The sequence below is a fragment of the Streptococcus oralis genome (assembly GCF_001578935.1).
Lineage (GTDB): Bacteria > Bacillota > Bacilli > Lactobacillales > Streptococcaceae > Streptococcus > Streptococcus oralis_R.
In genome coordinates, this window is the sequence record NZ_KQ969521.1 from 1 (window position 1) to 25,222 (window position 25,222).

General features: G+C 41.1%; 25 protein-coding genes, 3 tRNA genes and 1 pseudogene. 22 read left to right on the top strand and 7 right to left on the bottom strand.

All coding sequences use genetic code 11. The features are described from left to right. Positions 1 to 10: 10 nt before the first annotated feature. The 3 genes from SORDD15_RS00005 to SORDD15_RS00015 all read left to right on the top strand — a co-directional run bounded on the left by SORDD15_RS00005 (position 11) and on the right by SORDD15_RS00015 (position 282). Positions 11 to 81: transfer RNA gene (locus tag SORDD15_RS00005), tRNA-Gly, on the top strand. A gap of 33 nt (positions 82 to 114) precedes the next feature. Then, positions 115 to 188 (top strand) — tRNA-Ile (locus tag SORDD15_RS00010). Between the two features lie 6 nt (positions 189 to 194). Further along, positions 195 to 282 (top strand) — tRNA-Ser (locus SORDD15_RS00015). 76 nt (positions 283 to 358) lie between these two features. Here the strand turns inward: SORDD15_RS00015 and birA are convergent. Further along, positions 359 to 1,295: pseudogene (birA, locus tag SORDD15_RS00020) on the bottom strand (bifunctional biotin--[acetyl-CoA-carboxylase] ligase/biotin operon repressor BirA). Then, complete coding sequence (locus SORDD15_RS00025) at positions 1,292 to 2,152, bottom strand: AraC family transcriptional regulator (RefSeq protein ID WP_061413271.1); 861 nt, start codon at positions 2,150 to 2,152, stop codon at positions 1,292 to 1,294. The pseudogene birA and the gene SORDD15_RS00025 overlap by 4 nt, the downstream one beginning before the upstream one ends. Positions 2,153 to 2,259: 107 nt before the next feature. Here SORDD15_RS00025 and SORDD15_RS00030 point away from each other — a divergent pair, with 107 nt between their 5' ends. The 12 genes from SORDD15_RS00030 (at position 2,260) to pnuC (ending at position 15,353) form a co-directional block, all read left to right on the top strand. Continuing rightward, positions 2,260 to 4,422: an alpha-galactosidase gene (locus SORDD15_RS00030; RefSeq protein WP_061415602.1), complete on the top strand. Its 2,163-nt coding sequence runs from the start codon at positions 2,260 to 2,262 to the stop codon at positions 4,420 to 4,422. Positions 4,423 to 4,456: 34 nt separating this feature from the next. After that, complete coding sequence (locus tag SORDD15_RS00035; RefSeq protein ID WP_061413273.1) at positions 4,457 to 5,707, top strand: extracellular solute-binding protein; 1,251 nt, start codon at positions 4,457 to 4,459, stop codon at positions 5,705 to 5,707. Between the two features lie 18 nt (positions 5,708 to 5,725). After that, positions 5,726 to 6,598, top strand: coding sequence for a carbohydrate ABC transporter permease (locus SORDD15_RS00040; protein ID WP_061413275.1), 873 nt, complete (start codon positions 5,726 to 5,728; stop codon positions 6,596 to 6,598). Between the two features lie 16 nt (positions 6,599 to 6,614). Continuing rightward, positions 6,615 to 7,448, top strand: a complete 834-nt coding sequence (locus SORDD15_RS00045; protein ID WP_000711271.1) for a carbohydrate ABC transporter permease — start codon at positions 6,615 to 6,617, stop codon at positions 7,446 to 7,448. 206 nt (positions 7,449 to 7,654) lie between these two features. After that, complete coding sequence (gene gtfA / locus SORDD15_RS00050) at positions 7,655 to 9,097, top strand: sucrose phosphorylase (protein WP_061413277.1); 1,443 nt, start codon at positions 7,655 to 7,657, stop codon at positions 9,095 to 9,097. Positions 9,098 to 9,229: 132 nt separating this feature from the next. Beyond that, the gene (locus SORDD15_RS00055; RefSeq protein WP_061415604.1) at positions 9,230 to 10,423 is read left to right on the top strand and encodes an O-antigen ligase family protein; all 1,194 of its coding nucleotides are present in this window, start codon (positions 9,230 to 9,232) and stop codon (positions 10,421 to 10,423) included. Between the two features lie 143 nt (positions 10,424 to 10,566). After that, positions 10,567 to 11,004 (top strand): MarR family winged helix-turn-helix transcriptional regulator, encoded by a 438-nt coding sequence (locus tag SORDD15_RS00060; RefSeq protein ID WP_061413279.1) that lies wholly within the window; start codon positions 10,567 to 10,569, stop codon positions 11,002 to 11,004. 3 nt (positions 11,005 to 11,007) lie between these two features. Next, positions 11,008 to 11,772: a nuclear transport factor 2 family protein gene (locus SORDD15_RS00065; RefSeq protein WP_061413281.1), complete on the top strand. Its 765-nt coding sequence runs from the start codon at positions 11,008 to 11,010 to the stop codon at positions 11,770 to 11,772. 14 nt (positions 11,773 to 11,786) lie between these two features. Then, positions 11,787 to 12,515, top strand: a complete 729-nt coding sequence (locus tag SORDD15_RS00070) for an ATP-binding cassette domain-containing protein (protein WP_061413283.1) — start codon at positions 11,787 to 11,789, stop codon at positions 12,513 to 12,515. Next, on the top strand, positions 12,508 to 14,028 hold the full coding sequence (locus tag SORDD15_RS00075; RefSeq protein ID WP_061413285.1) for an ABC transporter permease/substrate-binding protein: 1,521 nt from the start codon (positions 12,508 to 12,510) through the stop codon (positions 14,026 to 14,028). Before SORDD15_RS00070 ends, SORDD15_RS00075 begins: the two co-directional genes overlap by 8 nt. 121 nt (positions 14,029 to 14,149) lie before the next feature. Next, the gene (locus SORDD15_RS10370; RefSeq protein WP_061413287.1) at positions 14,150 to 14,377 is read left to right on the top strand and encodes a hypothetical protein; all 228 of its coding nucleotides are present in this window, start codon (positions 14,150 to 14,152) and stop codon (positions 14,375 to 14,377) included. A gap of 184 nt (positions 14,378 to 14,561) precedes the next feature. Then, positions 14,562 to 15,353: a nicotinamide riboside transporter PnuC gene (pnuC, locus tag SORDD15_RS00085; protein WP_061413290.1), complete on the top strand. Its 792-nt coding sequence runs from the start codon at positions 14,562 to 14,564 to the stop codon at positions 15,351 to 15,353. 35 nt (positions 15,354 to 15,388) lie between these two features. Here pnuC and SORDD15_RS00090 read toward each other — a convergent pair whose 3' ends face one another. Together SORDD15_RS00090 and SORDD15_RS00095 are read right to left on the bottom strand one after the other, a co-directional pair. After that, positions 15,389 to 15,721 (bottom strand): hypothetical protein, encoded by a 333-nt coding sequence (locus tag SORDD15_RS00090; RefSeq protein ID WP_061413292.1) that lies wholly within the window; start codon positions 15,719 to 15,721, stop codon positions 15,389 to 15,391. 26 nt (positions 15,722 to 15,747) lie between these two features. Then, a complete protein-coding gene (locus tag SORDD15_RS00095; RefSeq protein ID WP_061413294.1) occupies positions 15,748 to 16,302 on the bottom strand; it encodes a TetR/AcrR family transcriptional regulator in 555 nt (184 codons plus the stop codon). A 132-nt stretch (positions 16,303 to 16,434) separates the two neighbouring features. Here SORDD15_RS00095 and SORDD15_RS00100 point away from each other — a divergent pair, with 132 nt between their 5' ends. Next, complete coding sequence (locus SORDD15_RS00100) at positions 16,435 to 17,325, top strand: cation diffusion facilitator family transporter (protein ID WP_061413295.1); 891 nt, start codon at positions 16,435 to 16,437, stop codon at positions 17,323 to 17,325. 42 nt (positions 17,326 to 17,367) lie between these two features. Here SORDD15_RS00100 and SORDD15_RS00105 read toward each other — a convergent pair whose 3' ends face one another. Beyond that, complete coding sequence (locus SORDD15_RS00105) at positions 17,368 to 18,429, bottom strand: ABC transporter permease (protein ID WP_231097599.1); 1,062 nt, start codon at positions 18,427 to 18,429, stop codon at positions 17,368 to 17,370. 55 nt (positions 18,430 to 18,484) lie between these two features. On the opposite strand from SORDD15_RS00105, the gene SORDD15_RS00110 reads away from it, so the two are divergent. The 3 genes from SORDD15_RS00110 to SORDD15_RS10640 all read left to right on the top strand — a co-directional run bounded on the left by SORDD15_RS00110 (position 18,485) and on the right by SORDD15_RS10640 (position 20,436). After that, a complete protein-coding gene (locus SORDD15_RS00110) occupies positions 18,485 to 18,826 on the top strand; it encodes a TetR-like C-terminal domain-containing protein (protein WP_231097600.1) in 342 nt (113 codons plus the stop codon). A 255-nt stretch (positions 18,827 to 19,081) separates the two neighbouring features. Continuing rightward, complete coding sequence (locus SORDD15_RS00115) at positions 19,082 to 20,065, top strand: Gfo/Idh/MocA family protein (protein ID WP_061413299.1); 984 nt, start codon at positions 19,082 to 19,084, stop codon at positions 20,063 to 20,065. A gap of 176 nt (positions 20,066 to 20,241) precedes the next feature. Continuing rightward, positions 20,242 to 20,436 carry a ferrochelatase gene (locus SORDD15_RS10640; protein ID WP_081102318.1) on the top strand — a complete coding sequence of 65 codons (195 nt, stop codon included), beginning with the start codon at positions 20,242 to 20,244 and terminating at the stop codon, positions 20,434 to 20,436. Positions 20,437 to 20,856: 420 nt separating this feature from the next. Here the strand turns inward: SORDD15_RS10640 and SORDD15_RS00120 are convergent, their stop codons facing one another. Then, positions 20,857 to 21,705: a LysR family transcriptional regulator gene (locus SORDD15_RS00120; protein WP_061413301.1), complete on the bottom strand. Its 849-nt coding sequence runs from the start codon at positions 21,703 to 21,705 to the stop codon at positions 20,857 to 20,859. A 115-nt stretch (positions 21,706 to 21,820) separates the two neighbouring features. On the opposite strand from SORDD15_RS00120, the gene SORDD15_RS00125 reads away from it, so the two are divergent. The 3 genes from SORDD15_RS00125 to SORDD15_RS00135 are packed head-to-tail and all read left to right on the top strand — an operon-like array spanning position 21,821 to position 24,687. Beyond that, on the top strand, positions 21,821 to 22,666 hold the full coding sequence (locus SORDD15_RS00125) for an aldo/keto reductase (RefSeq protein WP_061413303.1): 846 nt from the start codon (positions 21,821 to 21,823) through the stop codon (positions 22,664 to 22,666). Between the two features lie 18 nt (positions 22,667 to 22,684). Then, positions 22,685 to 23,872, top strand: coding sequence for a multidrug effflux MFS transporter (locus SORDD15_RS00130; protein ID WP_061413305.1), 1,188 nt, complete (start codon positions 22,685 to 22,687; stop codon positions 23,870 to 23,872). A 50-nt stretch (positions 23,873 to 23,922) separates the two neighbouring features. Next, positions 23,923 to 24,687, top strand: coding sequence for a carboxymuconolactone decarboxylase family protein (locus SORDD15_RS00135; protein WP_061413307.1), 765 nt, complete (start codon positions 23,923 to 23,925; stop codon positions 24,685 to 24,687). Between the two features lie 130 nt (positions 24,688 to 24,817). On the opposite strand, the gene SORDD15_RS00140 is transcribed toward SORDD15_RS00135, so the two are convergent. Next, a complete protein-coding gene (locus tag SORDD15_RS00140) occupies positions 24,818 to 25,216 on the bottom strand; it encodes a VOC family protein (protein ID WP_081102319.1) in 399 nt (132 codons plus the stop codon). Positions 25,217 to 25,222: the final 6 nt, after the last annotated feature.

Here is a 25,222-nt window from a genome sequence, read left to right on the forward strand (position 1 = left end):
GTTTTATTAAGCGGGTGTAGTTTAGTGGTAAAACTACAGCCTTCCAAGCTGTTGTCGCGAGTTCGATTCTCGTCACCCGCTTTGAACGAAAGTTCATACCAAGTTTTTGAACTTGGGCGCGTAGCTCAGGTGGTTAGAGCGCACGCCTGATAAGCGTGAGGTCGGTGGTTCGAGTCCACTCGTGCCCATTAATAGGAGAATTACTCAAGAGGCTGAAGAGGACGGTTTGCTAAATCGTTAGGTCGGGTAACCGGCGCGGGGGTTCGAATCCCCCATTCTCCGTGAGTTAAGAGAGCTGTTAGGCTCTTTTTTTGTAAGCAAATCCCCCTTCTAAATCGTTAAAAGGGGGATTTGTTTATTACCAATTTGTTAGTGATATTTCTCCGCTATTTAGCCAGATAGTATGTTTATCTTCAAGTTCGACTTGTAGTCGGCCAAATTCTGAAATTTCTTTTGCAAGACCTTTTTTTACTTTTCCATCTAGCTGGAAGGTAACTTCTTTTCCGAGAACTATTGATCTTTCTTTATAGATATAGAGTAGCTCATCTGAATCCGTATTGTAGAAACAATTCCATATTTCACTGATGAGCTCATTACGACTAATTGGTGCAGGTGGCATAAATAGGCTGCCTGCTTTTTCTTTTAGGTCTTCTGGGAAGTCTGCTATAGAAAAATTTATACCAAGTCCGATAATGACATCTGTCACTAAACCTGTTTCAACGGATGTCATAGCTTCAGTAAGGATGCCTGCTATTTTTTTATTTTTAAAGTAGATGTCATTTACCCATTTGATATCTACTTCTATCATCGTTAGATTTTTAATTGCCTTGTAGACCGCGGCAGCAACCAGGAGTGTATAGGATGGGAGTTTTTCATAGGGAAGATTGGGTTGAACATGCAGGGACATATAGATCCCCCCCCTGAGATGGAGAATAGTAGGGGCGCTGAAAGCGGCCACGTCCTGCTGTTTGACAGGTTGAAAGATAGAGTGTATTTCCTTGGTTTCCAGCTTCAATCCCTTCTTTTGCATCTGTTTGGGTTGATTTGGTCTCAGGTTTGTAGTGAATGGTTAAGTTGGTTTTCTCTTGTATCAAATCAGGCAATATCAAATCGCCTTGAATAAGTTTGTAGCCTCTATTTTTAATACTGTCAATTTCTAGACCTTCTTGTTGAAGACGTTGGATCGCTTTCCATATGGATGTACGACTCAGATTCAGCTCTTCTCCGATTTTTTCTCCGCTAACATAATCGTTTTCTCTAGCCAATATTTGGTAGACTAGTTGGTGTGATTTCATTGATTTTCCTTTCTAGCTAAGAGGGAGTGAGAGTATTCCTTTCGAGTTTGACTAGGTGTTTTATGAAAAAACTGCTTGTAGGCTTTTGAGAAATGTAGTGGATCTGAAAAACCCACAGAATACGCAATGACTTTTATCGTTTCGTTGGTGTGTTCTAGTAACTGTTGCGCACGGTTCATTCGAACGAAAAGTAAATATTCTTTTGGAGAGAGTTGGTGAAATTCTTTAAACACACTAGTTAAGTAACTTCTATGAACCGATAGCTCTTTTGCTAAATTTTGAATGGTGAGCGATTGTGGATAGTGACTATCAATTAATCGTTTGCAGTCAAGATAGAGTTGGTGGGTTGATGAAATATTCTTTTTTTTCTGATTGGGAGCAATAGTTCCTAGATGAAACATTAGTTCATGGAGTTGTCCCATGATGTGTAGTTGAGCCAATTCATTAGATTTTGTAATCTGAGCGAAGCGGACAATATCTGAGATGAGTTTTGCAGTTGTTTGTGTATGACAGTTATTTGACTGGATGAGGTAAGATTGGTCAGAAATTTGAGATAGAGCAAAGTAGTCAGGTGCCCTCCCTCCAGTAATCCCCAACCAGTAGTAAGCCCAAGGATCCTGGCTATCTGCTTGATAGAATGTTAATTCATCTGGTTTTAATAGAAAGAAATCTCCTTCATTTAAATCAACAATTTTCCCCTTATAATGGAATTGACCTTTTCCTTTAGTAATGTAATGGAGTACATAGGTATCTCGAATAGCTGGGCCAAAAGAGTAGTTAGGCGTGCATTCTTCATAGCCGTAAAAGCTAAGAGAAAGGTCAATTGTTCCTGTCTGGTATTCTGAAAAAACGAGCATGGGCCACCTCCTATCTAACATTTTACCATATTCTTGAGACATTTTTCTATTTTAGAAAGCGCTTTTATATGTTAAAATTTTTTCAAGAAATAGATGAGGTACAAGTTATGGGAATTCGGATAGAGAATAATCTATTTTACGTTGAGAGTAAAGGTTTAAGTTTGATTATTGAAAATAGGGATGGGTTCTTATTATTAAAACATTTGGGAAAGACTATTAAGGACTATAGAGGTTCTAATAGTGTTTATGAACGCGATCATGCTTTTTCTGGTAATCCAACAGCTACCAATCGAACCTTTAGTTTGGATACGCAACGTCAAATTTTTGGACAACATGGTTTGGGTGACTTTAGAAAACCAACTTTACTGGTTCAACATGATGCAACTGAAGTAACAGACTTTCGATTTGTAGAAGCAAAGATTTTAAAAGGTCAGAATGGTCCACAGGGCTTACCTTCTCCTCACAGCATGGATGATACAGAGACGCTTGTCTTGATTTTAAAAGATTTTCAAGCTAAACTTAGTCTGACTTTGTATTATACAGCTTTTGATAATGATGCGACAATTGCTAGTTACAGCAAATTGGAAAATAACAGTAATCAGGAAGTTGTCATCCATAAGGACTTTTCTTTCATGGCTGATTTTCCTGCTACAGCTTACGAAATAGTGACTTTACAGGGAGCTTATGCTCGTGAAAAGACTGTCCGACATCAACAGGTAGAACAAGGAATCTTTTCAATTAGTTCGAACCGTGGTGCTTCTGGGCATGCTCAAACACCAGCTCTTCTCTTATGTGATCAAGGAGTCACAGAGGATGCTGGGAATGTGTTTGCTCTGCAACTACTGTATAGTGGAAACTTCGAAGCTTTTGTCCAAAAGAATCAACTGAATGAAGTTCGGGTGGCTATTGGCATTAATCCAGAAAATTTTTCTTGGAAGTTAGATCCTGAGGAAAATTTTGAAACACCGGTAGCTTTAGTGACTTATTCAGATAAGGGATTAACTGGTATCAGTCATGAAAGTCAGAATTTTGTACTTAAGCACATTATGCCAAGTAAATTTTCTAAAAAAGAGCGTCCAATTCTAATCAATAACTGGGAAGCTACCTACTTTGACTTTCAGAGAGAAAAACTGTTAGAGTTGGCAGATGAGGCTAAGAAAGTTGGTATTGAACTTTTTGTATTAGATGATGGGTGGTTTGGTAATCGCTTTGATGATAATCGTGCTTTAGGTGATTGGGTTGTGAATGAGAAAAAACTGGGTGGAAGCCTAGAAAGTCTGATTTCAGCTATCCATGAAAGAGGTTTGCAGTTTGGGCTTTGGTTAGAACCTGAGATGATTTCTGTTGATAGCGACTTGTATCGTAAACATCCTGACTGGGCTATTCAGGTTCCAGGTTATGAGCATACCTATTCTCGAAATCAATTAGTACTTAATCTTGCCAATCCTCAGGTAGTAGAATATTTGAAAAATGTCTTAGATGAACTCCTCTCTCATCATGATATTGACTACATCAAATGGGATATGAACCGCAATATCACTAATCTGGGGAATGGTTCAGTTTATCTGGAAACCCAGATGCAGTCTCATCAGTACATGCTGGGGCTTTACGAACTCGTTTCTTATTTGACAGTGAAACATAGTCATATTCTCTTTGAGTCCTGCTCTGGTGGTGGTGGACGAAATGATCTTGGTATGATGCGCTATTTCCCACAAGTTTGGGCCAGTGACAATACGGATGCTATTGCACGTTTACCAATTCAATACGGTTCATCCTACCTCTATCCAACCATTTCTATGGGGGCTCATGTGTCAGCAGTACCAAATCATCAGATGGGACGAATGACACCATTGGAAACTCGTGGTCATGTGGCAATGATGGGGAATCTAGGTTATGAACTTGATTTGACAAGTTTATCAGACGAAGAGAAGGATGAGATTGCTAATCAGGTGAACTTGTATAAAGAATTGCGACCAGTAGTCCAGTTGGGAAATCAGTATAGGTTAATCAATCCCGATGCTGAATCCAATGAAGCAGCTCTACAATTTAATTATGGAAATCAAACGATTGTAACCTACGTCCGAGTCCTATCAGTTGTGGAAACAATGGAAACCACCTTGAAACTGAAAGACTTAGAGGTGGAAGGGCTTTATGAGCTGGAAGGGACAAACATTGTTTATTCGGGTGCAGAGCTCATGTATGCAGGTTTAAGTGTTACCCTATCACCAGGAGATTTTTTGAGTAGACAGTATAAATTCAAAAGACTATAATAAAAGCGTATAAATTTATCAAGGAGGCATTCCAATGAAATGGTATAAGAAAGCAGGTTTTCTTTTAGTAGCTGGGGCAAGTTTACTAGGCCTAGTGGCTTGTAGTCAGAACAATCAATCAGCTGATGGTAAGGTAACGATTGAGTTTTTTAACCAGAAGACCGAGATGGCAGATACCTTGCAAAGGATAGTGGATGATTTTGAGAAGGAACACCCTACTATTGATGTGAAGCTGACTACAGTACCTTCAGCTGGAATTGTTCTAAAGACTCGGATTTTATCAGGAGACGTTCCAGATATTATTAATATCTATCCTCAAAATATGGATTTTCAGGAGTGGGCGAAGGCAGGCTATTTTGCAGATATGACAGGAAAACCCTATCTTGAGAACATCAAGAATGACTATGCTGAAAAGTATGCAATCAATAACAAGATTTATAGCGTGCCATTAACGGCCAATCTTTATGGAATCTATTACAATAAAACGAAGTTTAAAGAATTAGGACTTGAGGAACCGAAGACTTTTAAAGAGTTTCAAGAGATTGTTAAAAAGATAAAAGATAGTGGGAATTCTCCCTTTGCGGTTGCAGGCAATGAAGGCTGGACATTAAATGGTTACCACCAACTTTCTCTCATTACTCTTACGGGTAGTGGAGATGAGGCTAATAACTACCTTCGCTTTTCAAAACCAAACGCTATCTCAGCAGATGATGCTATTTTAAAAGCAGATGCAGAACGACTCGATTTATTAGCAGATAATGCTCAAGATGGTTGGCGTGGTGCCTCTTATAATGATTCGGTGGTAGCATTTTCGAGTGAAAAAGCCTTGATGATGCCACAAGGATCATGGGCATTAGCGGCAATTAATCAACAGGATCCAAAATTTGAGGTGGGCATGTTTGCATTTCCAGGAGAGCAGGCAGGTCAAGAGGTGACCGTTGGAGCAGGGGATATGGCGTTGTCTATCTCTGCGACAACCAAACATCCCAAAGAAACGGAAGAATTTATCAGCTACATGACCTCTGCAAAGGCAATGCAGGCCTACTATGATGTGGATGGCTCACCAGTTGCGGTGAAAGGCATACAGGAAAAAGAGGACTCAGCTCTTGCGGAAATTTCTAAACTGGCATTTACGGACAAACATTATGTTTGGTTGGGCCAACGCTGGAACTCTGAAGAAGACTTTTTTAATCTAAGTACAGGTTACCTGATGGATAAAAATCTGAAAAATATGGCAAACAATCTCAATGCTTTCTTTAATCCAATGAAGGCAGATTTGGACTAGAATAGGAGTTAAGATGATATGGCTATTCGAAAATTTTTAAATAAATACTGGGGTTGGACATTTTTGCTCATCCCGCTTGCTTTACAAGCTATCTTCTTTTACTTTCCAATGGTACAAGGTGCTTTCTATAGTTTGACTAACTGGACTGGATTGACCTATAATTATAAATTTGTTGGTTTAAATAACTACAAATTGCTGATGATTGATGGGAAATTCTTCACAGCCATAGCCTTTACTTTGATTTTAACTCTGGCATTGATTATTGGAGAGATTACGATTGGGATGGTTGTGGCACGAGCCTTAAATTCTAAGATGAAGGGGGAGACCTTCTTTAGAGCTTGGTTCTTTTTCCCAGCTGTTTTGTCTGGTTTGACAGTTTCCTTGATTTTTAAACAATTCTTCAACTATGGTCTTCCAACGATTGGAAAAATTTTAGGAATTAGCTTTTTACAAGAGAGTTTATTAGGAAGCCCTGTTGGAGCAGTACTCGCAGCTATCTTTGTCCTTCTGTGGCAAGGGGTAGCTATGCCTATTATCCTCTTTCTTGCTGGTCTTCAGAGTATTCCAAATGATATTTTAGAGGCAGCATCAATTGATGGTGCAACAAGTAAACAAACCTTTTGGAAGATTGAATTGCCCTATTTATTGCCAACGATCTCAATGGTTTTTATCTTGGCTCTTAAGTCTGGTTTGACAGCCTTTGACCAAATTTTTGCGTTGACGAGTGGTGGTCCAAATAATGCTACAACGTCCCTTGGACTTTTAGTCTACAACTATGCTTTCAAGAGTAATCAATATGGATATGCGAATGCAATTGCCTTGATTTTATTCTTAATTATTGGAATTGTTTCTCTTATCCAAATCAAACTGTCAAAGAAATTTGAAATCTAATAGAGGAGTCCCACACATGAAAAAAGAAGAAAAATTGAATCAGTTTTGGAAATATGTCCTCTTGATAGTCGGTGGTATTCTTATACTTGTTCCTTTATTGGTAACAGTATTTAGTTCTTTCAAAACAACTAAGGATATCATGAATCATTTCTTTAGTTTGCCTAATCCTTTTACCTTAAGTAATTATGAACGATTGATTTCGGATGGAATTGGAGGCTATTTCTGGAATTCAGCAGTTATTACGGTGTTATCATTGATTGTAGTAGCTTTCTTTATTCCAGCTGCAGCTTATTCCATTGCTCGAAATATGTCCAAGAAAAAAGCCTTTGCAATTATGTATTCGCTCTTGATCTTAGGGATATTTGTTCCATTTCAGGTGATTATGATTCCCATCACAGTTATGATGAGTAAACTCGGTCTAGCAAATATGTGGGGGCTAGTAATACTCTACTTAACTTATGCTATTCCACAGACCCTCTTCTTGTATGTTGGTTATATTAAAATCAGTGTACCAGATAGTTTGGATGAAGCTGCGGAAATTGATGGGGCTGATCGTTTTACAACTTATCGTCGAATCATCTTTCCAATGTTGAAGCCCATGCATGCGACAACTTTGATTATCAATGCTCTCTGGTTCTGGAATGACTTTATGTTGCCACTCTTGATTCTGAATAAGGATTCCAAGATGTGGACTTTACCTCTTTTCCAATACAACTACCAAGGTCAGTACTTCAATGACTATGGCCCAAGTTTTGCATCCTATATTGTGGGAATTGTAACGATAACTATTGTCTACCTCATCTTCCAAAAACATATCATTTCAGGAATGAGTAACGGAGCAGTGAAGTAAGAAAGTGCTTAGGGAATTTATAATTCCGTGCATAGAGGAACAGTTCAGCTTGTTGACAATTCTATGTAGAAAACAAGACAGTATTACTTAATTGCTTGCAGTCTATATTAGTATGAGTTTGATGTGAACAAAAATCTAAAAATATCTTTCATTTACGAAGCCAGGTCATATAAGACTTGGCTTTCATCAGAAAAAGGAGACCATCTATGACCATTCAAAATAAAACTATGTTGATTACTTACTCAGATAGTCTTGGAAATAACCTTAAAGACTTGTATGAGAATTTGGAAGAACATTTTGGCGATGCTATTGGTGGAGTTCACCTTCTACCATTTTTCCCGTCAACAGGTGATCGTGGATTTGCACCAGTTGACTATGATGAAGTGGATCCAGCGTTTGGTGATTGGGAGGATGTTAAGCGTTTAGGTGAGAAATATTATCTTATGTTTGACTTTATGATTAACCATATTTCTCGTCAATCGAAATATTATAAGGACTATCAAGAAAAACATGAAGCTAGTGAATTTAAAGATCTCTTTTTAAACTGGGATAAGTTTTGGCCGGAAAATCGTCCGACACAAGCTGATGTAGACCTAATTTACAAGCGTAAGGATCGTGCACCAAAGCAAGAGATTCTTTTTGCGGATGGTTCAGTAGAACATTTGTGGAATACTTTTGGTGAGGAGCAGATTGATCTTGATGTGACCAAAGAAGTAACGATGAGATTCATCCGTAAGACGATTCAACATCTAGCAAGTAACGGGTGTGATTTGATTCGTCTAGATGCCTTTGCTTATGCAGTGAAGAAATTGGATACCAATGATTTCTTTGTGGAACCAGATATTTGGAATTTATTGGACAAAGTTCGAGATATCGCTGCTGAGTATGGGACAGAGCTCTTACCTGAGATTCATGAACACTATTCGATTCAGTTTAAAATAGCGGACCATGATTACTATGTTTACGATTTTGCCCTTCCAATGGTGACCCTTTATACTCTTTACAGTTCCAGAACAGAGCGTTTGGCTCAGTGGTTAAAGATGAGCCCGATGAAGCAATTTACGACACTAGATACCCATGATGGGATTGGAGTGGTGGATGTCAAGGATATCCTGACTGATGATGAAATTGACTATGCTTCAAATGAGCTCTATAAGGTTGGAGCGAATGTCAAACGTAAGTACTCTAGTGCAGAGTATAACAATCTAGATATCTACCAAATCAATTCAACCTATTATTCTGCGCTTGGAGATGATGATGTCAAGTATTTCCTAGCTCGTTTGATTCAAGCTTTTGCTCCAGGCATTCCTCAGGTTTACTATGTGGGTCTATTAGCAGGAAAAAATGACTTGAAATTATTAGAAGAAACCAAAGAAGGTCGAAATATCAATCGTCATTACTATAGCAATGAGGAAATAGCAGAAGAAGTTCAACGTCCTGTGGTGAAGGCTCTTCTCAATCTATTTTCTTTCCGTAATCAATCAGAGGCCTTTGATCTAGAAGGGACTATTGACGTTGAAACACCAACAGCTCACAGCATTGTAATCAAGCGTCAAAATAAAGACAAGTCCGTAACAGCAGTAGCAGAAATTGATTTGCAAAGTCAGACCTATCAAGTAGTGGAAAACGGCAGAAAAATTCAGTTCTAGTGCTATATTAATGAAACAGTTTTTTTGTGGCGAAAACGTGTTCATTGTTTCCAAATGAAGGAAAAAATGGTAGAATATAAAGATAGTTTAGCATTTATCTTCTGGAGAAATCCAGAACAGAAAGGATCCGTTTTGAAATCAATTGGATTACTGGATAAGATAAGAGGGCTTTCGAAAAAAGATTTCTTTTTGTATTTGATGATCATAAGTATCTTTTTACCTTTTTATTTGTTCTTAGCGCTCTTTGCTTTATATTTGATAGGTTTACTTGTTACTGGGGAGATGAAGGGAATTATCAAAGGATTAATCAAACATCCTGTACTTCTCTTTTTTATTGCCTACAGTAGTATCATCTCTATCGTTGCCAAGAACTGGCTGGGATTGGCTGCATCTTTACTGATGTTTCTCTTTCTCGTTTTCTTTAGTTTTTATCAGAAACGCCTGACACACGCTTTCTTTCGGTTAATCTTGCAGACGGTCTTGTTTGGTAGTGTGCTCTCTGCGGCTTTTGCTACCTTGGAGCATTTCCAAATTGTAAAGAAATTTAACTATGCCTTTCTTTCGCCAAATATGCAAGTATGGCACCAGAACCGTGCAGAGGTCACCTTCTTTAATCCTAACTACTATGGGATTATCTGTTGCTTCTGTATCATGATTGCCTTTTATCTCTTTACAACGACGAAGTTAAGATGGTTGAAAATCTTTTGTGTGGTGGCCGGTTTTGTGAATCTATTTGGTTTGAATTTTACGCAAAATAGAACAGCCTTTCCTGCCATTATCGCTGGTGCCATCATTTATCTCTTTACAACCATTAAAAACTGGCGTGCCTTTTGGCTCAGTATTGGTGTTTTCGGGATTGGCCTCTGTTTCCTCTTCTCAAGCGATTTGGGTGTCCGTATGGGAACCCTAGATTCTTCAATGGAGGAGCGTGTTTCAATCTGGAATGCGGGTATGACTTTGTTCAAGCAAAATCCGATCTGGGGTGAGGGTCCACTGACCTATATGAATTCCTATCCGAGAATCCATGCACCTTACCACGAGCACGCGCATAGTCTTTACATCGATACCATTTTAAGTTATGGTTTGATTGGAACCATTCTCCTATCCATTTCTTCGGTTATCCCGGTTCACATGATGATGGATATGAGTCAGGAGTCTGGCAAACGACCAATTATCGGTCTTTATCTCTCCTTCCTTACAGTAGTTGCTGTACATGGAATTTTTGACTTGGCTCTCTTTTGGATTCAGTCAGGATTCATCTTCTTGCTGGTTATGTGCAGTCTACCACTGGAACATCGAACCTTAGTGTCCGAAATGACAGATTAAGTTAATAAATAGTGAAGATCTTCTACTCTAGGTAGGAGGTCTTTTTTGTTGGTGAAAATTATTTCTAAATCGAAATAGTTGACAGATAGAATGACAGGTGTTACAATAAAAACAATTCGATATAGAAATAAATTGGAGAGATCATGAAAGATAGTCATTTGGTAGCCCATCATATTCGTTTGTTAAATGGGAGGATTTTTCAAAAGTTACTGAGTCAGGATCCTGAGGCTCTTTATCGGAGTGAACAGGGAAAGATTTTAGCGGTTTTATGGAATAGTGAGACAGGTTGCGCTACAGCCACAGATATTGCGCTGGCGACTGGTCTCGCCAACAATACGCTGACGACTATGCTGAAAAAGTTGGAAGAACAGGGTTTGGTGACCTTTAGTCAGTGTGGTTCAGACAAGCGAAAAAAATATGTCAAGTTGACGGAGCAAGGTTGGTCTCAGAAAGAAGTTGGCCATCGTATCAGTCAAAAGTTGGATGCTATTTTTTATAAAGGCTTCTCAGAGGAAGAAATTCGTCAGTTTGAAAGTTACCAGGAACGTATCTTAGCAAATTTAAAAGAAAAAGAGGCATAAATCATGTCAAAACAAATTAAAAATGCACAAAATTTATACATTCATGCCATTCAAGACGGACGAGTTGCCGAGGCTCAAGCTCAGTCTGTAGGGGATACCTACATTCAACACTCGACAGGTGTGCCAGATGGAAAAGAAGGTTTTGCGGCTTTCTTTGCAAATTTCTTTGAGCGTCATCCCGAGCGTGAGATGAAAATTGTTCGCACTATTGAGGATGGCAATCTGGTCTTCGTCCATGTTCATCAATATCTCAATGGTGGGGAAGCGCAATGGGTGACGACAGATACTTTCCGTGCGGATGAGAATGGTCGTATCGTTGAGCATTGGGATGTTATTGACTACTATCGCACTCCAGAGAATGGACAGTTAGATCAGATCTTTGGAGATTTTGAAATCACGGATTTGGACAAGACAGTAGCAAATAAAAAAACTGTTCGTCGTTTCTTGACAGAAATTTTCCAAAACGGCGAACTAGAGCAGTGGAATGATTATGTGGCAGAAGATTTGATTCAGCATAATCATGAGATTGGCCAAGGAAGTCAGGCTTATAAAGATTATGTAGCTGAGCACGATCTTACTTTTGACTTTGTTTTCCAGCTTTTGGGACAAGGAAACTATGTGGTTAGCTATGGACAGACTCAGATAGATGGGGCGGCTTATGCCCAGTATGACATCTTCCGTTTAGAGAATGGGTTAATTGTAGAGCATTGGGACAATAAAGAAGTCATGCCTAAGGTAGAAGACTTGACCAACCGAGGGAAGTTTTAAATTGAGGACAAAGAATGATTGAATACAAAAATGTAGCGCTACGCTACACAGAAAAGGATGTTTTGAGAGATGTCAATTTACGGATTGAGAATGGGGAATTTATGGTTTTAGTTGGACCTTCTGGGTCCGGTAAGACGACCATGATTAAGATCATTAATCGTCTCTTGGAACCCACTGATGGAAATATTTATATGGATGGCAAGCGCATCAAAGACTATGATGAGCGTGAATTGCGTCTTTCTACTGGTTATGTTTTACAGGCCATTGCCCTTTTCCCCAATCTAACGGTTGCAGAAAATATCGCCCTGATTCCTGAAATGAAGGGCTGGACTAAGGAAGAAATAGCGAAGAAAACAGAAGAGCTTTTGGCTAAGGTTGGTTTACCGGTAGCTGAGTATGGACATCGACTTCCGAGTGAATTATCTGGTGGAGAACAGCAACGGGTTGGTATTGTCCGTGCTATGATTGGTCAGCCTAAGATTCTTCTCATGGATGAACCTTTTTCAGCTCTAGATGCTATTTCGAGAAAACAGTTACAGGTTTTGACGAAAGAATTGCATAAAGAGTTTGGGATGACAACGATTTTTGTGACCCATGATACGGATGAAGCTTTGAAATTGGCGGACCGTATTGCTGTTTTGCAGGATGGAGAAATTCGTCAGGTAGCGAATCCCGAGACGATTTTAAAAGCTCCTGCAACAGATTTTGTAGCAGACTTGTTTGGAGGTAGTGTTCATGGCTAATTTGATATCAACTTTTCAGGAGCGTTTTGGTGATTGGGTAACAGCTCTATCTCAACATTTGCAGTTGTCGCTTTTGACCTTATTACTAGCTATTTTGCTTGCAGTTCCCTTAGCGGTATTTCTTCGTTATCATGAGAAGTTGGCGGACTGGGTTTTGCAGATTGCAGGGATTTTCCAGACCATTCCGTCTTTGGCATTGTTGGGACTCTTTATTCCCTTGATGGGAATTGGGACCTTACCGGCTTTGACAGCTCTAGTGATTTATGCGATTTTTCCGATTTTACAAAATACTATTACTGGGCTGAAGGGAATTGATCCAAGTCTACAAGAGGCTGGGATTGCCTTTGGGATGACTAGATGGGAGCGTCTCAAGAAGTTTGAAATTCCACTTGCCATGCCTGTTATAATGTCTGGGATTCGGACGGCAGCGGTCTTGATTATCGGTACGGCAACCTTGGCTGCCTTGATTGGGGCTGGCGGACTGGGTTCCTTCATCCTTTTGGGAATTGACCGTAATAATGCCAGTCTGATTTTGATTGGGGCCCTTTCTTCTGCAGTGCTGGCCATTGCCTTTAACTTCCTACTAAAAGTGATGGAAAAAGCAAAATTGCGGACGATTTTCTCTGGTTTTGCATTGGTGACCATATTACTCGGTCTGTCTTATAGTCCAGCCCTCTTAGCTCAAAAAGAGAAAGAAAACTTGGTGATTGCTGGAAAATTGGGGCCGGAACCCGAAATTTTGGCCAATATGTATAAGTTGCTGATTGAAGAGAATACCAGTATGACTGCGACTGTTAAGCCGAATTTTGGGAAAACAAGCTTCCTCTATGAAGCTCTGAAAAAAGGGGATATTGATATCTATCCTGAATTTACTGGTACGGTGACTGAAAGTTTGCTTCAGCCATCACCGAAAGTGAGTCATGAGCCAGATCAGGTTTATCAGGTGGCGCGTTATGGCATTGCCAAACAGGATCATCTAGCCTATCTCAAACCTATGTCTTATCAAAATACCTACGCTGTAGCTGTTCCGAAAAAGATTGCTCAAGAATATGGCTTGAAGACCATTTCAGACTTGAAAAAAGTGGAAGGGCAGTTGAAGGCAGGTTTTACACTCGAATTTAATGACCGTGAAGATGGCAATAAGGGATTGCAATCAATGTATGGTCTCAATCTCAACGTAGCGACCATGGAGCCAGCTCTTCGCTATCAAGCGATCCAGTCAGGCGATATTCAAATTACGGATGCCTATTCGACCGATGCAGAATTAACGCGTTATGATTTACAGGTATTGGAGGATGACAAGCAACTCTTCCCACCTTATCAAGGAGCGCCACTCATGAAAGAAGCTCTTCTCAAGAAACATCCTGAGTTGGAGAAAGTTCTCAATAAATTGGCTGGTAAAATCACGGAAAGTCAGATGAGTCAGCTCAACTACCAAGTCGGTGTTGAAGGCAAGTCAGCAGAACAAGTAGCCAAGGAGTTTTTACAAGAACAAGGTTTGTTGAAGAAATAGCTTGAAAATGCTAAACTCAACTTTGTTAAACGACCATATAGAAAAATGCTCAGACAATCTTGTCTGGGCTTTTTTGATATTAGAGTTACTAAATGTCATTTAAAATGGAAAATAATACTCAATGAAAATCAAAGAGCAAACTAGGAAACTAGCCGCAGGCTGCTCAAAACACTGTTTTGAGGTTGTAGATAAGACTGACGAAGTCAGCTCAAAACATGCTTTTGAGGTTGTAGATAAGACTGACGAAGTCAGTTACCTATACCTACGGAAGGCGACGCTGACGTGGTTTGAAGAGATTTTCGAAGAGTATAAGAGAAAATTTTCAGGAATTTCCAAGATTTTACTGTAAATACACTTGACTATTCAGATAATAGGTGTATAATGTGTTGTGAACTACTTAACAAATAAGGATTTCCGGCTCATGTCGACTAAGGATGGAATTCTTGTGTACAGACAGTTCAGTAGATATATAATAGAGCGTTGCGTCCGAAAGTCTATCCAGACACGGCTCTTTAAAAACAAAAGGAGAAAATATGACGACTTATTTGCAAACAAAACTCAAGAATATCAAAATTACTCTTGGTGAAATGTCTGGTGGTTACCGCCGTATGGTTGCTGCTATGGCTGATTTAGGATTTTCAGGAACCATGAAGGCTATCTGGTATGACCTCTTTGCCCACCGTACTTTTGCCCAGTGGCTTTACCTGCTAGTTTTAGGAAGTTTTCCAATCTGGCTTGAGTTGATTTATGAACATCGCATTGTTGACTGGGTTGGGATGATTTGTAGTCTAACTGGTATTATCTGTGTCATCTTTGTATCGGAAGGTCGAGCAAGTAATTACCTTTTTGGTTTGATTAACTCTGTCATTTACCTTATCTTGGCTTTGCAGAAAGGCTTTTATGGTGAGGTGCTGACGACACTCTACTTTACGGCCATGCAGCCAATTGGACTTCTAGTGTGGATCTACCAGGCACAGTTTAAAAAGGAAAAGCAGGAGTTTGTCGCACGTAAGCTGGACGGCAAGGGTTGGACCAAGTATCTTTCCATTAGTGTTCTTTGGTGGTTGGTATTTGGATTCATTTATCAGTCTATCGGAGCCAATCGTCCTTATCGCGATTCCATCACCGATGCGACCAATGGGGTTGGACAAATCCTCATGACAGCTGTTTACCGTGAGCAATGGATATTCTGGGCAGCTACCAATGTCTTTTCTATCTATCTCTGGTGGGGAGAAAGCCTGCAAATCCAAGGGAAATACCTGATTTACTTGATCAATAGTCTAGTTGGTTGGTATCAGTGGAGCAAGGCAGCAAAGAGTGCTTAAAAAAGTAAAAAAGGATCGGATGATCCTTTTTTGTGTTAGAGCAAGATGAATAATACCGTAATGACAATAGCGCTCGTTATACGAATGATGTGGTGCGATATATGTTGTTTTTCTTTCTGATGGCTGTTCCAGTAGGCACCATAGCAGACGATACTCGAACCCACAATCCATAGAAGAATGGTTGCCAGTGGGACGAAGTAAAAAATGGCTAGAGCCAGAGAAGTGATGCAACTGCCAACCAAAATGCACTTATTTCCTAGACTGTAGTTCTTTTGTTTTATGGCTGAAAAAGCAGCAGCAAGGTGAAGCAGCGAGAAGGCGAGGGCTAATACGATTGTTAATATTCCTAAGATCATCGAAGTTAACATAGTTGGTTCCTTTCTGAGTTACAGGCTTAGTTATCAAGTGGAGTTGTAGAGGTCATCTCCATTACATCAAGGTAAAATCTCACCACTTGGTCTTCGGTATAAGATTTTCCTTTTTTTAGCCACCAAGTTAGGGTCTCGATAAAGTTCGTCACAACAAAATGCTGGAGGTAGGAGGCCGGGATGTTTGGATAGGCCTCTTGCAAGCTATCTGCCACCATGGGATAAACGTGGTGTTCGAGTTCCTTGTGTAGTTGGCGGAGGAAGTAGTCGTTTTTGGAAAAAAGGAGACTGGTGACATGGTCCTGGTTTTTCTGAAAATGTAAAAAGATATGTGCGAGGTAGTCCTCGGTAGTAAAGTGTCCTTCCCTTTCAAAGAGATGATGAAAGAGGTAGCGACAGAGCTCATCTAAAAGGAGTTCCTTGCTTTCATAGTGACAGTAAAAAGTAGAACGCCCAACATCTGCTAGGTCAATGATATCCTGAACAGTAGTGGCATCATAGCCCTTGTCGTTCAAAAGTTGTAAAAAAGCCTGATAGATGGCTTTTTTAGTCTTACTGACTCGACGGTCTCTTTTTAGCATATAGACACTTGAGACAAACTGTTCAGAACTGAACAGGACTAACAGTTTGCTTCTATCCTTTCTTTGGATTTTATTGGATAATACAAATGAAAGAAGTATGTATATACCCATTATACCAAAGGAGGGAGAGAAATGAGTTCTAAAACATCTATCTGGTTAGCTTTTTTCTTAAATTTAAGCTATGCGATAGTCGAGTTTATCGCAGGAGGAATCTTTGGTTCAAGTGCAGTTCTTGCTGATTCTGTTCATGACTTGGGAGATGCACTAGCCATTGGTATATCAGCCCTTTTAGAAACAATCTCCAACCGTGAAGAAGATAGGCAGTATACCTTGGGTTACAAACGTTTTAGTCTTTTAGGGGCCATGCTAACGGCTGTGATTCTTATGATAGGGTCTGTCCTAGTGATTTTGGAAAATATCACAAAGATTGTTCACCCGCAACCCGTCAATGAGAAAGGTATCCTCTGGCTGGGAATCATTGCAGTAGCTATCAATGTGCTAGCTAGTCTGGTAGTTCGTAAAGGAAAGACAAAGAATGAGTCTATTCTTAGCTTGCATTTTTTGGAAGATACTCTTGGTTGGTTGGCTGTCATTCTAATGGCCATTATCCTTCGATTTACAGATTGGTATATCCTCGATCCGCTTTTATCTCTGGTTATTTCTATCTTTATTCTGTCAAAAGCCATTCCTCGCTTTTGGAGCGCACTGAAAATTTTCCTAGATGCTGTGCCAGAAGGGGTCGAGACAAGTGATTTGGAGAAGGATTTAGAGGCTCTATCCAATGTCAAAAGTGTCAATCAACTTAGCATTTGGTCCATGGACGGTCTGGAGAACAACGCTGTTGTCCACATTTGTATCAAGGACTGGGAACAGATGATGGAGACCAAAGAAGTGGTGCGTCAATGTTTAGGAGAAAGAGGTGTGCAGAATATCACTATTGAAGTGGATAGCAGTCAAAGCAATCATGCGCAACATAAGCGAAATCTCAAAAATATCAAATTCCTGTCTGGACATCATCATTGAGAATCAAAGAACCGACCTCTGATGAGATCGGTTCTTTGATTCTTATTCAACAGATTTTAAGGCTTCGAGCATGTTGACCTTCTTGAGCCAACGGTTCACAATAAAGCCTAGAGTAGTGAGGATTGCAACCACAATCGCTGCTGGAACAGCATAGATGCTCCAGCTGACTGCTGGGTTGAACATTACAGTATCTGGAGGGATTATACTTGCCATATAATGATGGAAAGCAAATCCGAGACCAAATCCGACAAGAATACCGGCAATGGAGAGATAGATGGTTTCACGATAGATGTAAAGAGTGACCTCGTTATTGTAAAAGCCAAGAACCTTAATAGTAGAGAGTTCACGGATACGTTCGGCAACGTTGATATTGGTCAAGTTAAAGAGAACGACAATGGGCAGTAAAACAGATACAGCAATCAAGATTCCCATAACCCGATTAAGGGAATTAACAATGGTTTCAACTTGAGATTTAAGGGTCGTGTTTTGAACAACCCCTTGAACACTTTCAAGATCCATAAACTCAGTTGCCATATCCGCAACAAGCTGATTAGAGTGGTCGGTCAATGTGATTAGATGAGCATTGTCAGTGGCAACTTTTCCAAAAGCTTTTTCATAAGTTTCTTCATTCATAAAGATGAAATGGCTCATATACATTTCAGCAATTCCTGAAACGGTCAACTGAATGTCCTTGCCATCCTTGTCTTGAACAGTAAGGGTATCACCGACCTTGACACCAATAAGATTAGCAATTTTTTCTGAGAGGATGATACCGTCTTGATCAAGTGACAGTTCCTGACCAGTCTTGCGGTCTTTTAGTTGAATGTAGTCACCAAAGTTGGCTTGGTCTTTATTTTGGATAACTAGGGCTGTGATTTCTTGATTATCCTTGTTGCGACCAGCTGTTTTGTGGAGCGTTTCGTAGTGTACTTGGAGGCGCTCTCTGACATTTGAATCCTTGAGAAGTTTATCGAGTTCTTCGCTCTCTTTTGGAGTTGTATTGGTATTGTGGGCGACAATCATATCATAGCGGATAATGTCTGTGAACTGACGATTGTTCAGGTCTGCAATCGAGCTTCGAATACCAAGTCCTGATTTAGACAAACAAGATTTTTTAGAGCAATTAAGGGAAGAAACCTTAAGAATTGTTAGCACGATTTTGAGAAAAGAGACCTTCAACCAACAGGAAAGACTTGAAGAGGTTTTACTCTACTTCAGGGAAAATATTTCTTTTTTTTCTGAGATTGCCCAGAATCCGATGTTTCATTTTTTGGACAATATCCGTACTTTTCTTTTAGGTATGATTGAGTCAACGCCTCGGTCGCGTACTATAATTGTGGATGCCTATCATATGCCTGAACGTTATGCTGTCACTATGTATGTATCTGGCTTGACAGGGCTTATCGTGGACTGGATTGTCAATGGTGCACAGGAAACTCCACAACAGTTGACGAAGATTATTCTTGATTCACCGGGGATGGAATGGTTTAAGGAAAAATAGTCTGGAAATCGTTTAGAAAGGGAAAATCAAATGAAGGTATTTGTAGCAGGAGCAATCGGTTGTGTGAGTCACTATTTTTAATAGAGAATTTCTTGGCAGATGGATATAAAGTCTAACAGGAACTAAAGACTTGACAAGATTCAAGAAAAAGAGCAACCAAAGACGGCTGAGTTAGATTTAGGGTAAGTATAGAAAAATGAAAGACATACAGAAAACTTGTGTTATACTGGAGAGACTAGGAAAAAGGAGTAAAAAATGGCAACAACAATCAAGTATAAATGGGCGAGTCTCGGAACTGGCGTGATTGCCAATGAACTGGCGCAGGCTTTGGAAGCCTTAGGAGGAAAACTCTATTCGGTTGCTAATCGAACCTATGATAAGGGAGTGGCATTTGCTGAAAAATACGGAATTGAAAAGGTCTATGAGAGAATCGATGATGTTTTTGAGGATCCCGAAGTAGACATTATCTACATTTCAACTCCGCATAATACTCACATTCAGTATCTACGCCAAGCACTGGCTGCGGGTAAACATGTGCTTTGTGAGAAGTCCATTACCCTCAATAGTGAAGAGTTAGAGGAGGCTGTTAAACTGGCGGAGGAGCATCAGGTTCTATTGGCAGAAGCTATGACCATTTTTCATATGCCTCTCTATCGTAAGCTCAATGAGATAGTGACAAGTGGCAAACTGGGATCTCTAAAGGTTATTCAGATGAATTTTGGTTCCTATAAGGACTATGACATGAGCAATCGTTTCTTCAATCGAAGCTTGGCTGGAGGTGCCTTGCTGGATATCGGTGTATATGCACTTTCCTTTGTCCGCTGGTTTATGACTTCCCAGCCTACTCAAATACTGTCACAAGTTAAGCTGGCTCCAACAGGAGTAGATGAGCAGGCAGGTATTCTCTTGACAAATGAAGAGGGAGAAATGGCGACCGTCACTCTCAGCTTACATGCCAAACAGCCAAAGCGAGGCATGATTGCTTTTGACAAGGGATATATCGAGATTTATGAGTATCCCCGTGGTCAGAAAGCCATGATTACCTATACAGAAGATGGGTCACAGGAGATCATCGAGGTTGGAGAAACTGCAAAAGCGCTTCAATATGAAGTTCTAGATATGGAAGCGGCCATTTCTGGGCAAGAAGATCAGCTCTACCTGAACTATAGTCGAGATGTGATGGCACTCATGACGCAGTTACGAAAAGACTGGGGCTTGATTTATCCAGAGGAAGAATAGAGCCATATTATTCATATAGAAGGCAACGAAAGAGATAACTTTCAAAAGTATTTGACTACTGAGATTGATTGACATGAGAAGGGATCTCTTTCTATCTTGTATCAACAATAGTGAGAGTTAGAATGGAATGGAAAGATAAGAACTCCGTATATCGATCATACTATGACAATAGCTGATTGATTGTAGCAATTTTAGGCTTGACAGAAAATCAATACACCAATATGTGGCAGAGTAAAAGTGCCACTGGTCTTCCTTGGATAAAGCCTAGTGTGCTGGATCATCATCGGTATAAAACTGGACATTCAGATCATTATATTGTCCTGCCTATAGTTTTTATCAGTGAGCATCTTGAGGTTCTTCTTAGAAGGTAAGGAGCTTTGTGAGGTGCTGGCTGTCGTCTATACGTGGGTCGTCAATGACCGATAAGGATTCTCCTTTGCTTAAAACTCTTCTTACGAACAATTGAAAAGATCTGAATGGGGGTGTATGTCCACTATTGAAAGAGTTTTGATAAGCTAGCTGTACCTGAGGAGGATACAGAGTGGATTCTAGAAGAAGTAGGATTGATTGACAAAAATACCTCAGATTTAAAAAATCTGAGGTATTTTTGTATGGAGCCGGAATTATTCATATGAGATATGGATACTCACTGAAATCTATGGTAGATAGAACTGTTGCTCTATCCCCCTATCTTTACCCAAATAGTGAAAATAAAAAACAGCTTATACTCTTCAAAAATCTCTTCAAACTACGTCAGCGTCGTCTTGCTGCGCCCAAGTACAGCCTGCAGCTCACTCCTTAGTCTGTTGATGATTTTCATTGAGTATAAGATTGATAGCTGGATTTGTAGAAACGAGGTAATAGGTGACCTGGGCTTGCGGGTCACTGATGGGAATCACTATGCGGTCGTCTCTAATCGGATGCATCTTTTTGCTGTAATCGGTGGTAAAGCGTGGGAGGTTGGAATGCTGAACCAATTCTTCGAATTCAAAGCGGTTGGTTTGAACCAGAAACTTGGAAGCTGGCATCTGTTCATGCACCAAGTCGTTCCAAAAACCAATCTGATTCATGAGGAGGAAATTGTAGCCATTGAGGTCATGAAAGGTCACCTGGTCATACTCAGCTAGGGCATGGTCTTTTGTGACGGCGATAAAAAGATTTTCTTTCAGGTAGGGCAAGCAGTGAGTTCCCTCTTTCTCATAGGGATAGGGGAGAATGGCCAAATCAACCGTTTTATTTTCCAGGCTAGCCAAAACCTCTCCTTCCTTTCCAATCTGTTGGTGGAGGTGTTTGTGGGGAAAGGAAGCACTCAGCTGAGGAAACAATTCCCAGAGTGGGGCTGGAGCGACAGAAGCGACACGGATGGTCTTGAGGCTCTGGTCAAATTGGTGCACTTCCTTAATGCCCTGCTGGCTGGTTTGCAAGATTCGACGAGCGACGCTGACTGCAACTTCCCCTGTTTCATTTAGTGCAATGCGGTTGGCAGTACGGTCAAAAAGAGTCACGCCAAAATCTTCTTCTACATGTTGCATGGCACGAGAAAGGGAGGGGGTTGAAATGTGAAATTTCTCTGCAACTTTTGATAGGGTACCTAATTCCTTAAAGGCAACCAGTTGCTCCAGTTCTTCTAAGTTTAGCATGTCGTCCTCCTTTTAGTTTTCATTTTATGAAAACTAGTTTCCTGTATTACTAGTGTACAATATGAGAGTCTCGTTGTAAACTAGAAACATCAAGAGATCAAAGGAGATGCCAAATATGTTCTACAAAACCTTAAATAATCAGGTCAAAATGCCCCAACTTGGTTTTGGTGTTTACCAAACCCCAGTGGATGAAACCAAGCAGGCTGTTCTTGAAGCCATCGAAGTCGGCTATCGCTCCTTTGATACGGCCCAAGCCTATGGCAATGAAGCAGGTGTCGGCCAGGCTATTCAAGCCTCTGGTTTGCCACGTGAAGAATTTTTCATCACAACCAAGATCTGGATCACCAACGCGGGCTATGAGAAAGCCAAGGCCTCAATCGCAGCATCCTTGCGCAAATTGCAAACCGACTATATCGACCTCTTGCTCATCCACCAACCCTTTGGTGATTACTATGGCAGCTACAGAGCCATGGAAAAAGCCTACAAGGCTGGGAAAGTAAGAGCAATCGGGGTTTCCAACTTTTCCCCAGACCGTTTCATTGATCTACAGCACTTTGTAGACATCAAGCCTGCCGTCAACCAAATTGAAACCCATGTCTTCCAACAACAAAAGCTAGCCAAAAGCTATTTGGACAAATACCATTGCCAGATCGAGTCTTGGGGACCTTTTGCTGAAGGGCGCAATGACTTCTTTAACACCCCTGTCTTGAAAGCGATTGGGGACAAATACGGCAAGTCAGTCGCCCAAGTCGCCCTACGTTTCTTGTTGCAAAGTGACGTGGTCCTGATTCCCAAGTCAGTCCGCAAAGAACGCATGCAGGAAAACTTTGATATCTTTGATTTTGCATTAACCGAGGAGGACATGCAGGCTATTGCGGCTCTGGATCAGGAAAAATCGCTTTTCTTTGACCATCAAGACCCTGAGACGGCAGAGTTCTTTATGAACCTAGCCGATAAGTAAACAGGTAAAAGGAGAAACATGAAAAACAAGTCTTTTCTCATCATTTCTGGCCTACTCATGGCCTTTACCTCACTGTCGACGGATGTTTATTTGCCCGCTATGCCCACTATGGAAAAAGAACTGGGTGGACAAGTGGAGTTGACGGTGACCGGTTTTTTGGTGGGCTTTGCCCTAGCCCAGTTGGTCTGGGGCCCTATCAGTGACCGGATCGGGCGGAAAATCCCTCTGTATCTAGGTCTTGTAATCTTTATTCTTGGATCTTTGGGGTGTGCGCTGTCGACGGATATGACCCAGGTCATCATCTGGCGGGTCTTTCAAGCTTTTGGAGCCTGCGTGGGGCCAATGTTAAGTCGGGCCATGAGTCGCGACCTGTTTGACAGTCGAGAAGCGGCCCAGGTGCTATCGACCCTTATGATTATCGCAGCAGTGGCCCCTATCCTAGGCCCCTTTATCGGTGGCTTTATCGTTAGTTTTACTAGTTGGCATGTGATTTTTTACTTTATGGCGCTGGCTGGGCTCCTCATGCTCTATGGGATTTACCGCTTGCCTGAGACCTTGCCAAAAGAAAAAAGAGGACACATGAGTCTGCTAAGGTCATTTAGCAACTACGGGCAACTCTTGACCAATCGCTCTTTTATGCTCTACACGCTCTGTGTAACCTTTTACTATGTGGGCGCCTATGCCTTTATCACAGGTTCTTCCACGGTTTACATCACCTATTTCCATGTGCCTGAACAGGATTATGGCTTTTTGTTCGGGGTCAATGTCTTAGGAATTGTCGGGCTCAATCTCTTTAACAGACGTTTGGTGGAGCGTTTTTCACTGAGGTTCTTGTTGCGTTGCGCTAGCGTCATCGCTCTCTTAGCTAGTCTGGCCTTGTGGGGCCTCAATCTGGGCAATGGTCCGAGTATCTGGACCTTGGCCATCCCTGTCTTTTTCGTCTTTAGCATGAATGGGATCATCGCTGCCTGTAGCAATGCGGCGGCTCTGGCCTTTGTCTCTGATGAGATGACAGGCTCCGCTTCGGCCTTACTCGGTTCCCTCCAATACGGGAGTGGAATTCTCTCGTCAGCACTTTTGGCAAGTTTTTCAGCGACGAACGGCCACCCTGGCGCTATGGTGACCATCATCTTGGTCTCTGTTGCCCTCGCCTTCTTGACGACCTTGGTAGCCAAAAATGTTCCACAGACCCCAAAAAGTGTCTGACTTGGTCAAGCTAAGTCGATGTGATTGCAAGTAATGAAAGGAAATAAGATATGACAAGTATAAAACAAACGGCAGGACGAGATTTCTTGGGAGATTTTGCTCCGAATTTTGCTCATTTCAATGACGATGTTCTCTTTGGTGAAAATTGGAATGATACGACGATTCCTTTAAAGACACGGGCGATCATCACAGTTGTCGCTCTGATGGCTCAGGGGATAACGGATAGTGCCATGGTGCACCATTTGGAAAATGCCAAAAAAGAGGGGGTTAGCCAAAAGGAAATAGCAGCGATTATTACCCATACGGCCTTTTATGCGGGATGGCCTAAAGCCTGGGCGGTTTTCAATCTGGCCAAAAAGATTTGGACTGTCGAAGAAGTAGAAGGCAAAGCCAGCGATAAAGAGGCTTATCAAGCGACATTTTTCTTTCCCATCGGTGAAAAAAATACAGCTTTTGCAGATTACTTTAGTGGCCAGTCTTACTTGGAGCCAATTGCAGAGGAGGCTTTCCCTGTTTTTAATGTGACCTTTGAGCCTGGGTGTCGCAATCATTGGCATACGCATAAGGCTAAATCAGGTGGAGGGCAGTTGCTCATCTGTGTCGGTGGCGAAGGGTATTATCAAGAATGGGGTAAGCCAGCCCTTAAACTGCTCCCTGGGGATACCGTTACTGTTCCTGCTAATACCAAACATTGGCATGGGGCCAGCAAAGACCAGTGGTTTTCTCATCTAGCCTTTGAAATTCCTGGTGAAGCGACCGCAACGACTTGGCAGGAGCCGGTGTCCGAGGAAGATTATCTGAAAGCACAGGAGTAGGAAGCGAGACAAATTGTACGGTAATTAGTGTCAGCTTTGTTTCCCACAAACTCCGTTAAAAAAATGTCCCCCATCATCCCATATCTGATGATGAGGGACTCTTTGTTTTGCTAGAGAGCATTTCTAACTGCTACTGCTTCTTCAACTGGGTTGTGAGTTCGAGTTGGTTGCCTTCAGGGTCAAAAACCACCGCTTCGTAATAGCCGTCCCCTGTGGTACGTGGGCCGGATTGGATGGGGTAGCCGTTGGCTTCAAAACGCTGAGCAAAGCCATCTACGTCGGCCTCATTGCCAACTGCGATGGCCAAGTGAGTGAAACCAAAGGTGTCTTTGTCCCCTGAGACAATATCGGGGCGGTGGCAGAGTTCCAAGCGGGCACCATCTTCAAAACTAAGAAAATAAGAAGAAAAACCTGTTCTTGGGTTGTGGTATTTTTCGCTGGCTGTCGTCTTGAAGTAGGTTTGGTAGAAGGTTTTCATATTTTCCAGGTCTTTGACCCAGACGCCGACGTGTTCGATTGCAATTGACATAATTAG

Bases quoted from the DNA above. Each gene is read 5' to 3' on its own strand.
- SORDD15_RS00025 (WP_061413271.1), bottom strand. From the start codon at position 2,152: ATGCTCGTTTTTTCAGAATACCAGACAGGAACAATTGACCTTTCTCTT.
- SORDD15_RS00030 (WP_061415602.1), top strand. From the start codon at position 2,260: ATGGGAATTCGGATAGAGAATAATCTATTTTACGTTGAGAGTAAAGGT.
- SORDD15_RS00035 (WP_061413273.1), top strand. From the start codon at position 4,457: ATGAAATGGTATAAGAAAGCAGGTTTTCTTTTAGTAGCTGGGGCAAGT.
- SORDD15_RS00040 (WP_061413275.1), top strand. From the start codon at position 5,726: ATGGCTATTCGAAAATTTTTAAATAAATACTGGGGTTGGACATTTTTG.
- SORDD15_RS00045 (WP_000711271.1), top strand. From the start codon at position 6,615: ATGAAAAAAGAAGAAAAATTGAATCAGTTTTGGAAATATGTCCTCTTG.
- gtfA (WP_061413277.1), top strand. From the start codon at position 7,655: ATGACCATTCAAAATAAAACTATGTTGATTACTTACTCAGATAGTCTT.
- SORDD15_RS00060 (WP_061413279.1), top strand. From the start codon at position 10,567: ATGAAAGATAGTCATTTGGTAGCCCATCATATTCGTTTGTTAAATGGG.
- SORDD15_RS00065 (WP_061413281.1), top strand. From the start codon at position 11,008: ATGTCAAAACAAATTAAAAATGCACAAAATTTATACATTCATGCCATT.
- SORDD15_RS00070 (WP_061413283.1), top strand. From the start codon at position 11,787: ATGATTGAATACAAAAATGTAGCGCTACGCTACACAGAAAAGGATGTT.
- SORDD15_RS00075 (WP_061413285.1), top strand. From the start codon at position 12,508: ATGGCTAATTTGATATCAACTTTTCAGGAGCGTTTTGGTGATTGGGTA.
- SORDD15_RS10370 (WP_061413287.1), top strand. From the start codon at position 14,150: ATGAAAATCAAAGAGCAAACTAGGAAACTAGCCGCAGGCTGCTCAAAA.
- pnuC (WP_061413290.1), top strand. From the start codon at position 14,562: ATGACGACTTATTTGCAAACAAAACTCAAGAATATCAAAATTACTCTT.
- SORDD15_RS00090 (WP_061413292.1), bottom strand. From the start codon at position 15,721: ATGTTAACTTCGATGATCTTAGGAATATTAACAATCGTATTAGCCCTC.
- SORDD15_RS00095 (WP_061413294.1), bottom strand. From the start codon at position 16,302: ATGCTAAAAAGAGACCGTCGAGTCAGTAAGACTAAAAAAGCCATCTAT.
- SORDD15_RS00100 (WP_061413295.1), top strand. From the start codon at position 16,435: ATGAGTTCTAAAACATCTATCTGGTTAGCTTTTTTCTTAAATTTAAGC.
- SORDD15_RS00115 (WP_061413299.1), top strand. From the start codon at position 19,082: ATGGCAACAACAATCAAGTATAAATGGGCGAGTCTCGGAACTGGCGTG.
- SORDD15_RS00120 (WP_061413301.1), bottom strand. From the start codon at position 21,705: ATGCTAAACTTAGAAGAACTGGAGCAACTGGTTGCCTTTAAGGAATTA.
- SORDD15_RS00125 (WP_061413303.1), top strand. From the start codon at position 21,821: ATGTTCTACAAAACCTTAAATAATCAGGTCAAAATGCCCCAACTTGGT.
- SORDD15_RS00130 (WP_061413305.1), top strand. From the start codon at position 22,685: ATGAAAAACAAGTCTTTTCTCATCATTTCTGGCCTACTCATGGCCTTT.
- SORDD15_RS00135 (WP_061413307.1), top strand. From the start codon at position 23,923: ATGACAAGTATAAAACAAACGGCAGGACGAGATTTCTTGGGAGATTTT.
- SORDD15_RS00140 (WP_081102319.1), bottom strand. From the start codon at position 25,216: ATGTCAATTGCAATCGAACACGTCGGCGTCTGGGTCAAAGACCTGGAA.